Annotated in this window: 8 protein-coding genes; 3 read left to right on the plus strand and 5 right to left on the minus strand. The window is 58.1% G+C overall.

Translation table 11 applies throughout. The features are described 5' to 3' along the window. The first annotated feature begins 7 nt into the window (after positions 1 to 7). Positions 8 to 466: a tRNA (cytidine(34)-2'-O)-methyltransferase gene (locus ACVWXF_RS02685; protein ID WP_414342486.1), complete on the plus strand. Its 459-nt coding sequence runs from the start codon at positions 8 to 10 to the stop codon at positions 464 to 466. 48 nt (positions 467 to 514) lie between these two features. Further along, on the plus strand, positions 515 to 1,576 hold the full coding sequence (locus ACVWXF_RS02690) for a histidinol-phosphate transaminase (protein ID WP_457394778.1): 1,062 nt from the start codon (positions 515 to 517) through the stop codon (positions 1,574 to 1,576). A 27-nt stretch (positions 1,577 to 1,603) separates the two neighbouring features. Here ACVWXF_RS02690 and ACVWXF_RS02695 read toward each other — a convergent pair whose 3' ends face one another. Then, complete coding sequence (locus tag ACVWXF_RS02695) at positions 1,604 to 5,734, minus strand: hypothetical protein (RefSeq protein WP_457473553.1); 4,131 nt, start codon at positions 5,732 to 5,734, stop codon at positions 1,604 to 1,606. 504 nt (positions 5,735 to 6,238) lie between these two features. Here ACVWXF_RS02695 and ACVWXF_RS02700 point away from each other — a divergent pair. Then, complete coding sequence (locus ACVWXF_RS02700; protein ID WP_011430710.1) at positions 6,239 to 6,712, plus strand: Hsp20/alpha crystallin family protein; 474 nt, start codon at positions 6,239 to 6,241, stop codon at positions 6,710 to 6,712. A gap of 46 nt (positions 6,713 to 6,758) precedes the next feature. Here the strand turns inward: ACVWXF_RS02700 and ACVWXF_RS02705 are convergent, their stop codons facing one another. The 4 genes from ACVWXF_RS02705 to ACVWXF_RS02720 form a co-directional block, all read right to left on the minus strand. Next, positions 6,759 to 7,541: an SAM hydrolase/SAM-dependent halogenase family protein gene (locus ACVWXF_RS02705; RefSeq protein ID WP_457473554.1), complete on the minus strand. Its 783-nt coding sequence runs from the start codon at positions 7,539 to 7,541 to the stop codon at positions 6,759 to 6,761. Positions 7,542 to 7,609: 68 nt separating this feature from the next. Further along, on the minus strand, positions 7,610 to 9,742 hold the full coding sequence (gene argZ / locus ACVWXF_RS02710) for a bifunctional arginine dihydrolase/ornithine cyclodeaminase (protein WP_457473555.1): 2,133 nt from the start codon (positions 9,740 to 9,742) through the stop codon (positions 7,610 to 7,612). A gap of 84 nt (positions 9,743 to 9,826) precedes the next feature. Next, positions 9,827 to 10,579, minus strand: coding sequence for a response regulator transcription factor (locus ACVWXF_RS02715; protein WP_011431916.1), 753 nt, complete (start codon positions 10,577 to 10,579; stop codon positions 9,827 to 9,829). 203 nt (positions 10,580 to 10,782) lie between these two features. After that, positions 10,783 to 12,570, minus strand: a complete 1,788-nt coding sequence (locus ACVWXF_RS02720) for an ABC transporter ATP-binding protein (protein WP_457473559.1) — start codon at positions 12,568 to 12,570, stop codon at positions 10,783 to 10,785. Between the last annotated feature and the right edge of the window lie 197 nt (positions 12,571 to 12,767).

A 12,767-nucleotide genomic window follows, 5' to 3' on the forward strand; every position in this document is an offset into this window, starting at 1 on the left:
TAGGATTATGCCCTTCCACGTTGTTTTGGTTGCCCCAGAGATCCCGGCCAACACAGGGAATATCGCCCGCACCTGTGCAGCCACCGATACGCCTCTCCATCTGGTGGATCCTCTGGGGTTTCGCCTTTCGGATCGCTACCTCAAGCGGGCGGGGCTGGACTATTGGCAGCACGTCCAACTGTATCGCTACCCCTCTTGGTCTGCTCTGGTGCAGGCCCACCCTGAGGCCCGGTTCTGGTGTTTTAGCGTGCGCGGCAAAGCCCTTTATACGGAAGTAACCTATCAGCCGGGAGACTGGTTGGTGTTCGGCAGCGAAAGCCGGGGGTTGGATCCCATGTTTTTGGAAACCTATCCCAGCGTGCGCATCCCACTGCGGGGGCCGGTGCGCAGCCTGAACCTCAGCAATGCCGTAGCGATTGCCCTTTTTGAGGCGCTACGTCAGCAGGGATCCCTGACAAAAGAATAAGTGGTCGGGTTGGCCCTGATATAATAGCTACTTCTCCCCGTCAGGAAGATGTGTGCTCTGCAGTATCTGCGCCCCGATTTGCTTCACCTCAAGCCCTACGACGCCGTGCCTGCCCCGGCTGCCGACAAGCTGGATGCCAATGAGTTCCCCCTCGATTGGCCGGTGGGCTTTAAGCAGAAGCTCTCCCTCCTTTGGGAAAAGGGGATCCCCAGCAACCGCTATCCCGATGCCCACCACCGGGGCCTGAAGCAGGCCATCGCCGCCTATGCCGGAGCGGAGCCAGAGCAGATCAGCCTGGGCAATGGGTCGGATGAGCTGATCCGCTCCCTGCTGATTGCCACCTGTCTGGGCGGGCGGGGCGGCATTTTGGTGGCAGAGCCCACCTTCTCCATGTACGCCATCCTGGCCCAGAGCCTGGGGATCCCAGTGGTGCGAGTTCCCCGCGATCCCGAGACGTTTGCTCTGGATCTGGAGCGCTGTCAACAGGCTTTGAGGGAGCATCCGATTCGGGTGGTGTGCCTGGTGGATCCCAACTCGCCGACGGGGAACGGCCTGACGGCTGCAGAGTGGGAGTGGGTGGAAGGGCTGCCCGAAGAGATTCTGGTGATTTTGGATGAGGCCTATTTTGAGTTCAGCCGGCACACAGCCCTGCCCAAATTGGCGGAGCATCCCAACTGGGTAATCTTGCGCACTTTCTCCAAAGCCTTTCGCCTGGCGGCCCACCGGGTGGGCTATGCTGTGGGTCATCCACAGCTTATGCAAGTGTTGGATGGGATCCGCCTGCCCTACAACCTCACGGCCCTTTCTCAGTGGGCGGTTCAGATGGCTTTGGAGCATGCCGAGGAGCTTTTGGCCGACGTGACGCTAATTTGTCAGGAGCGGGAAGCCCTTTATCAAGCTCTGCAGGAGCTGCCAGGGGTGCGGGTGTGGCCCAGCCAAGCCAACTTCCTCTACTTCCGGGTGGCCGGCTGGGATCCCCAAGAGCTGCAGCGGGCCTGGCAGGAGCTGGGGACTGGTGTGCGCTACACGGGTGGGGGGCTGCGTCTGACGGTGGGCACCCCTGAAGAGAACCGACGGGCCTTGGAGCGCCTGCGCCAAATCCTGCAATAGGCCTCCCGGCCTGCGTTCGGAGCCAGCCTAGGTGGATGGGTCGGCGCGCGAAAAGCGCTGGATCAAGCTGTGCACCTGCTGCAAGTGTCGTTCGTCCAGATGCTCCAGCGCCTGGGCGATTTCTGCTCTGAGTCGGCTCTGGGTGTCGGTTTGGGCCCGCTGCAGCAGCCAACTTTGGACAGGGCTGGGGTACTCCACAAAGTCAAACGCCCAGGGATCCCGTTCGTCCAGCTCAGGTTCTGCCTGGGGCAGTTGCTCCCCCCAGCGCTCTTGAGCCTGTCGAAACTCCTCTGCCAAACGGTCTGTTGGGCGTCCTTCTGCTTGGAGAAACTCCTGATACCTTTGGTGGGTCACCAGCCAGCGCTGCCGGATTTGAGAGCGTTTCAGCCTGCCGGTTCTGCTTTCGGTGAAGCGCTCGTAAAACCTGAGCGTGTCTCGGTAGTGGCCCAATCGCTCACAAGCCAAGCCTACCTCCAGGGGCTGTAGCCACCAGGCCCGCTCCATCTGTGTGCTGGTAACCACTTCCTGCAGAAAATCTCGCAGCCCAGGGGATTTGCGCCTTAAGTCTTCCCAGTTGGTCCGGATATCCCGGGCCATGGCAGCCACCAGCTCGTAGTCATGTCCCCGCTGCCACGCCTGAGGATGGGCCTGCACCGTTTTCCAGAGCTTCTCCCACTCTCGGCACTGGATCAGAACTCGCAGCATCAGCGGCCAGTCTTTCAAGCGCTCCAGACTGAGAATGACGTCGTTGATGTACTCCTCCCACTCGCCCGCGAGGGGACGTCCCGCCTCCTGCCATTTGCTCACCACTGCTGCGTCCTGCCGGTCTTTGGATAGCCACCTCACCTGGCCAGGCGGCTTCTCCAATTGGATCTTGGCTCGGTAGTAGCGGGAATGCTCCGTTTGGCCACCTTGATCCCAAATGGCAACTGCCTCCTCAAGTTTTTGTTGCTGGAAATAACAGATGCCGAGAATCTTGTGATATTGCCCTGCGAACGGCTGCCGCTGGCCAAGAAAGGCCAAACGCTCCCTCAAAGCCTCAAGAGTCTCTTGCCAAAAAAGTTCACGATCCTCCGGCTTAGGACAAAAAGTCCCTAGGTTATCGAAAACTTCCTCCAGCTCCGCCAAAAACTTCTCCACACAAACCTTCCAAGTCAGATCCGAATGCTTCGGGCTGACCTCAACGCTCAACCAATCTCGCACTCGAACTATCTGTCGAAAGCGCTCCATGGACTTGGCAGAGCTGCTTTGGGTTACCACCATCAAATCCACCAGAGGACCGTAGTTAGGGATCTCGGAGCACCTGGCAAAGTGAGTAGAACGATGCTGCTGCAACTCTGACCAAGCTTTTGCCTTCCAAAAGCACTCCCAGGCTTCTCGGATGAGATTTCTATTGGGTAGGGCGGATCTTTCCAAGCTTAAAAACTGACGGCCTGCAGAAACGTAATCCCTCTGCAGCTTGAGGATCCAAGCTTGGCATTCCTGTTCTAATTTCTGGTTGCCTGCCTGCCGAGCAAAGGCGCGCGCATCTTCCAAGAGCTCAGGATTTCCCTCCTCTACCCCTTGCCTAAGAAACCCAAGAGCCAAGTCCAGCACATCCTGTAAGTTTTTATCCGTCCAGTATTGGATGCCAGTGCCTTGAGCGAAGCCGGCCAGTACAGGCGGATGCGTTTGCCATTGGGATCGATCGGGCTGCAAATGAGAGTGATTGAGCCAAAAGTCAATCTCCAAGGCAGGATCCCAGAATTCCCGCCAGCCGGCTGCAGTATCCACAACAGCTAAGGCTTCGATGGGGCGGGTAATACCAACGTATAGCTGGTTGAGAAAATAATGTAGTTGCAGGGATACCTTCTCTGCAGCTTCTTGAGCGTAGTGGTTAAGCCTTCGGCTAAAGTTTTGTCGATAGCAGTCGCCAAACTTGTAGAGAATGATCTTTTTGAACTCCATGCCCTTGACAGCGGTAACAGTCTGCAGCAGCGCCGGCTTGAGATTTTGCTCCAGCTCTTCGGCAAAAACCCTCTGGAGGTCGGGATCTTGGCGCACGTAGTCCAGCTCCTCTCCTATAGAACAAGGCAGGATGCAAACTGTACCCGTGCTGTTCCTGAGCATACTCCTCAGCTCATGTTGAGTTAAGTTCTTGTCTTGGCCATCCAGTACAAACTTTTGAGCTGGCCTCCCCGGTTCCTGAAAACGCCAAGGCTGCTGTGGGCAAATCCCCCGATCATTGCTAAGAACTCGCCGCCACAAGTTGATAAGGTTGCTAAAACGAGTAATCTGAGGGCTACAGCGGTAATTATTTTTTAACTCCCGGGGACTTGGAATCTCGAGAGAATGGCCGGGCAACAAGTAAGCATGGATATGCTCGTAGAGATACCTCCTCAGGGCACCCCAACGAAATCCTGTAGGATTGATAGTTTGCAGAGGATCCCCAGCAAAAGCATAAGGTAAACGCTCGATAGCCCAATCCAACTTATATTTTCCCCAGGGGGACAAGCAGAAAACAATATTCAGTTCAAGCTGGGTAAAGTCTTGAACCTCATCACAGAAAATGACTGGGTGAATTGATCTAAGAAAACCATTCTGTAACACATCCCTAGCCAAATCTTGATCGTCCCAGTAGCTTCCGTAGGTAGTTCGTTCTTGATAACCCGGCCAAACTTGCTCGTATATTCGATCAAAGACTTCTACATTTACAGTGCGGTCGGCTTGAGGCAATTCCCGATAGCAATCTGGATCCAAGTAGTCGCTTACTCCATAGCCCTTGATCAGAGTACGAATCGTATGCCAAGCTAATTCTACATCACTGCGGCCGCGGTACCAGCTCCGGAATCGATAAAAATTGACATATCGCTCCGGTTGATAGCGTTCTTGTCTCTCTGGTGGAAGGCAGCTTAACAGGTAGTCCTGGAAGGTGCTAAAGAAAGCTTGACATCGCTCAATTCCCCCTTCTGAGAAGTCACTGCCTCTCTCTCGGTAACGATGGTTGACCCGCAAAATTGTACTTACCTTGCTGCGGGCTTGCTGTACTAGACTCGGGCTATAGGTTAAAAAGAGAGGACGGTACTGAAAGCTTCCTTTGCTTGAATCCTTCAGGTAATGGCTGCAGTAATCAGCAAAACGGTAATACAACATCAGAGATTTGCCGCTCCCAGCTCGCCCGTTGATTAGTAGAGGCATAGAGGTGCTTTGGAGAATTTCTTCTTCCTCCATCGACAAAGCTAAGTTCCCCTCTGTAGTCTCCTGGATTTCCAGCCAGACGTTTTCATCTGCAACCATGCAGTCGGGGTAGGCGCGGCGGGCATATCGCTTCCAAATCTCTAAAGATTGTGGGTGTTGGAGAATATCCGGCTGATCGGCCCCCCTCCCAAATAGGCAAGTTCGGCGCCCCAGGTCAAACCGCTCTCTCTGCTCCGGAGCGTGGTCGTAAACTCCAATTAAAAATGGAGATAAGACTTTTTCCTGCTCACATACCTGCACCAGGCTGATAGCCAGATGTATCGAGCCTTCCCGCCAGCACCTAACCTCAGTTTCTGGATAAAACAGTGGTAGTTTCCAGTAGAGATTCCCTTTCTCATCGCCAATGATAAATTGCTCTACCGCCCGATACACTTGGCGCCGCTGTTCTAGAGAAAGGGCTTGCACTTGCCGAACCCATTCCCCGCTTTCCAACACAAGCCGCTCCTGGCGGTTGAGAGTATTTAAAAACTGTGTCCAATCGTACAGTTCGTTGGGCAGAGGGAGGAGCTGGTTTTGCCGCGCTTCTTCTTGTTCATTTTCCGCTTGCCTTTGTGCCAGCCATGCCTGTAGCTGATCGTCAGACACCCAGTTCCTCACCCGCTCTTGATAGCTGGGATCCTGCCGCCGCTCCAGGAACTCTCGGTACTCGTGGCTGCCTCTCCCCCAAAGGCCAAACAAGACCAAAACCGGCACCTCTCCCAGATAGCGCAGATCAGCCACCAAGCGAACGTTGCGCCGGAGGTTGCGTTTCCAGTAGGGGTAGCGAACGTCGAACAACCGGCTTAAAAGGGTGCGATCCCCCTGCTCCAGCCGTTCTATCAGCTCCTCAAGGTTGTATGGCGCTCCTGCCTCCAAAACTTCTTCTGGGCAATACACGTACATGGGATCCCACTGCTCAAGCTGTCCTGGTTTGAAGGCCATCTTAGAGGCGGCCTGCCTTGTCTGTCAGGTCTCTCTCAAAACTTGCTACCAAACTGAGAGACTAACCAAACAACTTCAATTGAAGCTAGAGTTAGACTTTTAAGCTTTGATAAACTGTGCTGAACTGTTAGAGAATCCAGGCTGTTACCGCGCGGCCCTAACGCCCATGCCTCTGTCAAGCTGTCTGGCGGCAGCATTCTCAGCAGAAGCCGATCGAACCGGCAGAGAAAAGGTTGCGACAGGGATCCCGCTGGCTCTAGATGAGGTTGTCCAAAGTGAACTTTGGAGAAAGGTGATGGGATCCTCCCCTAGCTGGATCGGTTTGCCCTCCCTGCTGGCAACAGCGGTCTTGGATCATTGAAGCAGAACGGGGTTTGGATCCCATCTCGTCTCAATACAGCTTTTTCCGACGTGGGGGGAGTTCTGTAGAACGGTGGGATCCGGTTGTTACCCCTGTTGACCCGTTTTTCAAGAATTGTCCACCCTACTACCCAAGGAGCGGCTATGCAATTGGTTTACTTCACCCCCATCCTCGATGTGCGCGTGCAGCAAAGCACCCTTGACTTCCCGAGGCAGCAGAGCTCTGGAGAGCACCCTCGCACTTTCTTCCCCACGCCATTACAGGTTTGGGAGAGCGGCGAAGCCTACATCGTCCAGTTGTGGGCGCCGGGGGCCAATCGGGAACGCTTCCACATCGAGGCCACAGCCCAGCAGCTCTCCATCAGCGGTGAGATCCAGCTTCAAGGCCCTGAAGGTGCTGAATTACGCTACCAAGAGGTGGAGCCTCAGCCTTTTCAACGCACCCTCAAGCTAGCCAAAAGCATTCAGCCGGAAAAAGTCTCGGCCATCTACCGGGATGGCATTCTCACCCTCACCCTGCCCAAGGCCGATGCCGTGCGGGCGGTCAAAGTTCAGATAGGAACCTCAACTTCCGCAGCTGAGCCGGAAACTTTAACGGTGGAAAGCCAGCCTGCCTAGTCTCCCTTCTCCCCAAGCGAGAGGGGGCAGGGGGGAGGGAGTTCGGCTAGCTATCCCACTGCACGCGCACCTCATCTCCCACTTTGAAACCCAAGGCACGGCTGGCATTGCCTCGGTTTTGCACGATCTCCACCCAGCCGGAGCTGCCCACCAGGGCCAGCACTTCCCCAACTTCTCCCTCAGCAAAGGTGGCCACGGAGCGGACGGGGATCCCTTTGATCCAGGCGCTCCAGCTTCGACCTTCCACCCACTGTCCGGGCAGGTTGGTGATGCCGTTGCCGAAGTGGTCGATGGCCTGGACCAGGCCGCGACAGCCGTTGGTCTCCATCTGGGGTGGCGGCCACTCCCAGCGGGTTAGTTCTGCTACGTCTAGGGGATCCCCCAGCTCCGCCAAAGGGATCCCGTTGGCCAGATGAGCGGCAACCGGGGCAAAAATATCCCGCCCATGAAAGGTGCGGCTGGGAGAGGGGGTGCGCCAATAGCGGGGCCGGTTGAGTTCCACAGCAGCCAGCGCCGGAGTTTGGGCCAAAACGCCGCTGAACAGGCCATTGTCAGGGCCAACCAAAAAGCCCGTCTCGGTTTGGATGGCTACCGCCCGGCGGCTACTCCCCACCCCTGGATCCACAACGGCCAGGTGAATGGCGCCCGACGGCAGATAGGGGTAGGCCGTCATCAGGGCAAAGCGAGCCGCCGCCACATCCTGAGGCGGGATCCCATGGCTGAGGTCGATGAGTTGAGCCTGTGGGGAAAGGGTATGAATCACCCCTTTCATAATGCCCACATAGGGATCCTGCAGGCCAAAATCCGTCAACAGGCTAATAAAAGGCATACCCTTTTGAGGCTTGAGGATCCCAGTTTAAGGATCCCAAAAGATAACAGCGCTTATGGATGGGGTGGCTAGCGGGCAGCAAGAGCAGGTTGCGGGCGCTCATACACCTGCCCCAAACGCGCCAACTGCTGCACCAACAAACTCAAGAACAGGCCCACATCGGTAACAATCCCCACCGACTCCAGGGATCCCCGATCGGCCAGCTTGGTCACCACTGCCGGGTTAATGTCCACGCAGATCAGCTTGACCCCGGCAGGCGTCATGTTCCCGGCTCCAATGGAGTGCAACATGCTGGAGAGCATCAGCACCATGTCGGCCCCCTGCAGCAGCCGCGCATAATCCTGTTGGGCCTTGATCAGATCCATCTCCGTATCTGGCAGCGGCCCATCGTCGCGGATGGATCCCGCCAGGGAGAAGGGCACCTGAGCGCGAATACACTCGTAGAACACCCCGCCGGTAATCACGCCCGCTTCCACCGCAGCTCGGATACTGCCATACTTGCGGATGAGGTTGATGGTTTTGAGGTGATGCTTGTGGCCGCCCTTGACCGGGGTGCCCCGCGACAGATCCACCCCCAGCGAGGTGCCGTAGAGATTCTGCTCCAAATCGTGAACGGCAATGGCATTGCCCCCCAGCAGCGCCTGCACATAGCCTTCGCGGATGAGGGTGGCCAAGTGGGATCCGCCGCCTGTGTGGATGACCACCGGCCCTGCCACCACCACCGTTTTGCCGCCCCGCTCCTTGATTTGCCGCAGCTCCCAGGCAATCTGCTCCACCAGGATCTCCACCCGCCGCTCGCTGGAGACCCCCGATCCCATAAAGGTAAACTCCTGGGAAGAGCGCTCTTTGCTGGCCTGGCGCACGGTGCGGATCCCTTCCACCCCACACACCACGGCATCCCCCACCTGCAAATCTCGAATCAGGGTGCAATAGGCTGAAAACTCCGTCTTGCCATTGCAATCGGATCCCTTGACCACGATCACCCCATCCATGCGCTGCCGCTGCACCGGGATCCACTGGCCGGCCACCCGCACCTGCGTGGGATAGATGGTGGTGACATAAAAATCGTCGGGCGCTACCCCTGCTTTCTCTACCCGCTCCAGACGGGCATCTTGCTGGGTTTCCTCCGAGAGACGGGCCCCCTGCTCGATCAAGGCGCTGAGAATGGTATCCAGGGTCTCTTCGGTGGGAGCGGAAACGGCCAGTTCCACCGTGGAAGTGCTCTGCCGTTTTTCCCCAAGCTGAAACTTGAGGATCTGGAAGCTGCCGCCATTGTCGACAATGCAATCGACGGCCCTGGTGAGCAGATCGCTGTCCACCAAATGTCCCTGGAGGGTCACCGTCCGGCTGAGCACCGTGGCCACCGGATCGGTTTGGGGAGCCACCGTCTCGTCGAGGCGCAGCGTCAGGCACTTGGCCGCCCCACCGGCTTTCAGGAACTCCGTCAGCTCCGTCTGCACCACCGCAAATCCCCGCTCCTGTAGGGTGGCTTCCAGCTCTGGGCTGACCCGATTCACCAAGATCGTGCCGTTCACATCCACGGCATTGCAGGCAAAGTGAATGGCATCCGCCTCCTGAACCGGGATCCGCTTTTCAGGGGGCACCCGCATCTCGATCAAGCGGTTGGAATAGGTATCAAAAGCCGGTGGATAGTAAAGCAAATAGCCTTCGGAGAGGGGGCAAAAGCAGGTGTCTAGGTGGTAGAACCGCTCGTCCACCAGCCGCAAAGACAACACCTCGATCCCCAGCCACTTGGCCAAGTAGGGGTGAGACTCCAACATGGAGCGAAAGCCGTAGCCCGCCCACAGCCAGCGCCCTGCCCGATCCAACAGAGCATCTCCCGCCCCCTCAAAAGCCAGGGCTGGCGGCAGCTCATAGACGGTGTAGCCCTGTTCCTCAAACCAAGCCTTGAAATGGGGCTGTTCCCCCTGCCGCTCTGGGTGATAAAAACGGCTCAGCACCACCTTGGATCCCAGGATGAGCCCAGCATTCGCCGTAAACACCATATCCGGCCATCCCGGCACCGGCTGGATTAGCTTCACCTCCGCCCGCTGCGAGAGATGCCGATAAAGAGCCTGCCACTGCTGCAGCGCCCGTTCTCGCGAAGAGCGGTGAACATTCCCCACCATCCAGGGGTTGATCACATAGTCCACCTCGTAGTGATCGGGTGGGCACATCAAATACCGAATGGCACCAGGCATAGATCTCAGAGCGCAATCTGCAGCAGGGCATCCCCTAGATTATCAGTTGCGTGAGCAGCATCCTCAAGAATCATGAAAGAATCATTATTTGTGGGAATCTTTCGCCAGCTCTGGCTGCGGTGGGACGGGATCGGCGATGTTGGGCAACTCCAGACAGTAGCCCGCCCCATAGACGGTTTTGATGTACTGGGGGTGGCGGGGATCCGGCTCCAGCTTGGTGCGCAGGTGGCGGATGTGAACACGGATGGTCTCGATGTCGTCGTCGGGCTCGTAGCCCCACACCTCCTGCAGGATTTCGCTGGGGGAAACGGTCTGCCCATGTCGCTGCATCAGACAGTGGAGCAGGTCAAACTCCAGGTGGGTGAGCTTGATCGTTTTGCCGAACCACAACGCCTCAAAGCGCTCCGGCACCAGCGTGAGAGGGCCATAGGTGAGGATCTCCCCATGCTTGGCCGCCTGTGGGATCCGGTCTGAGCGACGCAGCAGGGCCCGCACCCGCACCAGCAGCTCCTGCACTTCAAAAGGCTTGGTCAGGTAGTCGTCGGCACCGGCATTGAAACCCTCGATCTTATCCTGAGTTTGGCCCAGGGCGGTGAGCATCAAAATCGGGATCTCACTGGTGCGCTCCTCCCGCCGCAAGCGCTGACATACGGTTAGGCCATCCACCTGGGGCAGCATCAGGTCGAGGATGATCAGATCGGGGAGAACTTGCAGAGCCAGTGCTTGCCCGCGCACCCCATCGGTGGCCTTCACAACCTCGTAGCCCGCCAACTCCAGATTGATGCGCAGGATATCCAGAATCGAAGGGTCGTCCTCAATAATGAGTATGCGAGCCATAGCCGGTTGCAGCCCAAACTGCGGATAAAACGTTTTGTTAAATGTGCTAACAAAGAGCCGAAGCTTTACGACTGGAAGTTTACTTAATTTTAGCCTCATTGCAAATCTTACTGCGAAGTTAACCCGCAGGGTTGCCCAGCCCGGAGCCGGATGCAGGGGAAACTTTTCAACCCGTTTGGGGCAAATGGGTGCGTTTTTAAGGCCTACGGCCCGCTATCGCGAACGGATCTCCCTTTGGGGGAAGTGCTCCGCACCGCTGGCGCGAACGCGGCGATGAGGCGGCGGGTGTAGTCCTGCTGCGGCTGCTGGTAGATCTGGGAGGCGGGGCCAAGCTCTTCGATGCGGCCCCGGTTCATGACCATGATGCGGTCGCTCATGAACTTGACCACGCTCAGGTCGTGGGAGATGAACAGGTAGGCCAACCCCAGTTCCTCCTGCAGATCCTTGAGCAAGTTCAGCACCTGGGCCTGCACGGAGACATCCAGGGAAGACACTGCCTCATCGCAGACGATCAGGCGGGGCTCCGAGGCCAGGGCGCGGGCAATACAGATCCGCTGCCGCTGTCCTCCGGAAAACTGGTGGGGCAGGCGATCCAGCGCTTCCGGATCCAACCCTACCCGTTCAAACAGGCGTTGGGCCCGTGCTCGTCGCTCAGCAGCATTTCTCCCAATCCCGTGCAGGGCCATCGGCTCTATGACGCTGGCTCCCACACTCATGCGCGGATCCAGTGAGGCTGCCGGATCCTGAAAGATCAGCTGAATCTCGCGGCGGAGACGACGTAAGCGTTGGGGCGGCAAGCGGAGCAGCTCCTCGCCGTCGTAGATCACCTGGCCAGAGCTGGCACGGACCAGGCGCAACAGGGTTCGCCCCAGGGTGGTTTTGCCGCAGCCGGATTCTCCCACCAGCCCCAAGGTCTCTCCGGGGTAGAGGTCAAAGGTGATCCCATCCACGGCCCGGATCTCGCCCACCTGGCGGCCAAATGGCCCTCGACGGACGGCGTAGTGGGTTCGCAGATCCTGCACCTGCAACAGGGGGGGCTGACTGTACAGCCGGCGCAGCCGTTCTTCCTCTTCGGCAGCCGGGATCTCCACCTGCTGCCACTGCTCCTCTGGGGATCCCCCTTTTTCCAGAAAATCCTGGACGGTGGGCAACCGCCGCAACCGCCGCTCCAACACCGGGCGACAGGCCAACAGGCCGCGGGTGTAGGGATGCTGGGGATCCCGAAAGATCTGCTCCACCGATCCCTGTTCCACAGCTTGGCCCTGGCGCATCACCACCACCTGATCTGCCAGTTCGGCCACCAAATTGAGATCGTGGGTGATGAAGAGGATGGCCATCTGCCGGTGCTGCTGCAGCTCCCAGAGCAGGCGCAGGATTTCCGCTTGCACCGTAACATCTAGAGCGGTGGTCGGCTCATCGGCAATCAACAGTTGGGGATTGGAGGCGATGGCACAGGCGATGGCCGCCCGTTGGATTTGGCCGCCGGAGAGCTGATGAGGGTAGCGCTCCAGCATCTGGGGAGAAAGCTGCACCTCCTCAAACAGGCGAATGGCTTGGGCGCGGATCTCCGCCGGGCTCAGGGAGGTGTTGGCCCTCAAGGTCTCCTGTAACTGCTGGCCACAGGTGTAGAGGGGGTTGAGGGCGGTGCTCGGCTCCTGGAAAATCATGGCGATCTGGGATCCGCGATAGCGCCGCCGTTGCCGGGGATCCAACTGCAGCCAGTCCACCGTTCCGTTGGGGCCCTTGAAGAGGATTTTGCCCTCCACCCGGGCCGAGCTGGGCAGCAGATCAATCAGCGTCAGGGCGGTCATGGTTTTGCCGGATCCCGACTCCCCCACCAGGCCTAAGGTCTGGCCGATCCCGATCTGGAAAGACAGCCCGTCCACCACCGGGGATCCCGAGGGCTCGCCAGCTGCACGGCTGGGCAAGAAAACCCGCAGCCCTTGTACGGTCAGCAAGGCAGAATCGGCAGTAGAGACAGCCTCAGTCATGGCGACGAAAGTGCTCCGCACCGCTGGCGCGAACGCATTAGGGGAATTGGCAGGATTATAGACTACCGCCCCCGCCTTGGCCTCCAAAGTGCTCCGCACCGCTGACCAAAAGGCGCGGCAAGCCCCGTCCTTCAGGGCGGGGAAGGATAGCGCCGACCGTAGCCGACGCCCTTTAAAAACGCAGTGTCGGCCATGTG

This window comes from Thermostichus sp. MS-CIW-40, from assembly GCF_054058315.1.

Bases quoted from the DNA above. Each gene is read 5' to 3' on its own strand.
- ACVWXF_RS02685 (WP_414342486.1), top strand. From the start codon at position 8: ATGCCCTTCCACGTTGTTTTGGTTGCCCCAGAGATCCCGGCCAACACA.
- ACVWXF_RS02690 (WP_457394778.1), top strand. From the start codon at position 515: ATGTGTGCTCTGCAGTATCTGCGCCCCGATTTGCTTCACCTCAAGCCC.
- ACVWXF_RS02695 (WP_457473553.1), bottom strand. From the start codon at position 5,734: ATGGCCTTCAAACCAGGACAGCTTGAGCAGTGGGATCCCATGTACGTG.
- ACVWXF_RS02700 (WP_011430710.1), top strand. From the start codon at position 6,239: ATGCAATTGGTTTACTTCACCCCCATCCTCGATGTGCGCGTGCAGCAA.
- ACVWXF_RS02705 (WP_457473554.1), bottom strand. From the start codon at position 7,541: ATGCCTTTTATTAGCCTGTTGACGGATTTTGGCCTGCAGGATCCCTAT.
- argZ (WP_457473555.1), bottom strand. From the start codon at position 9,742: ATGCCTGGTGCCATTCGGTATTTGATGTGCCCACCCGATCACTACGAG.
- ACVWXF_RS02715 (WP_011431916.1), bottom strand. From the start codon at position 10,579: ATGGCTCGCATACTCATTATTGAGGACGACCCTTCGATTCTGGATATC.
- ACVWXF_RS02720 (WP_457473559.1), bottom strand. From the start codon at position 12,570: ATGACTGAGGCTGTCTCTACTGCCGATTCTGCCTTGCTGACCGTACAA.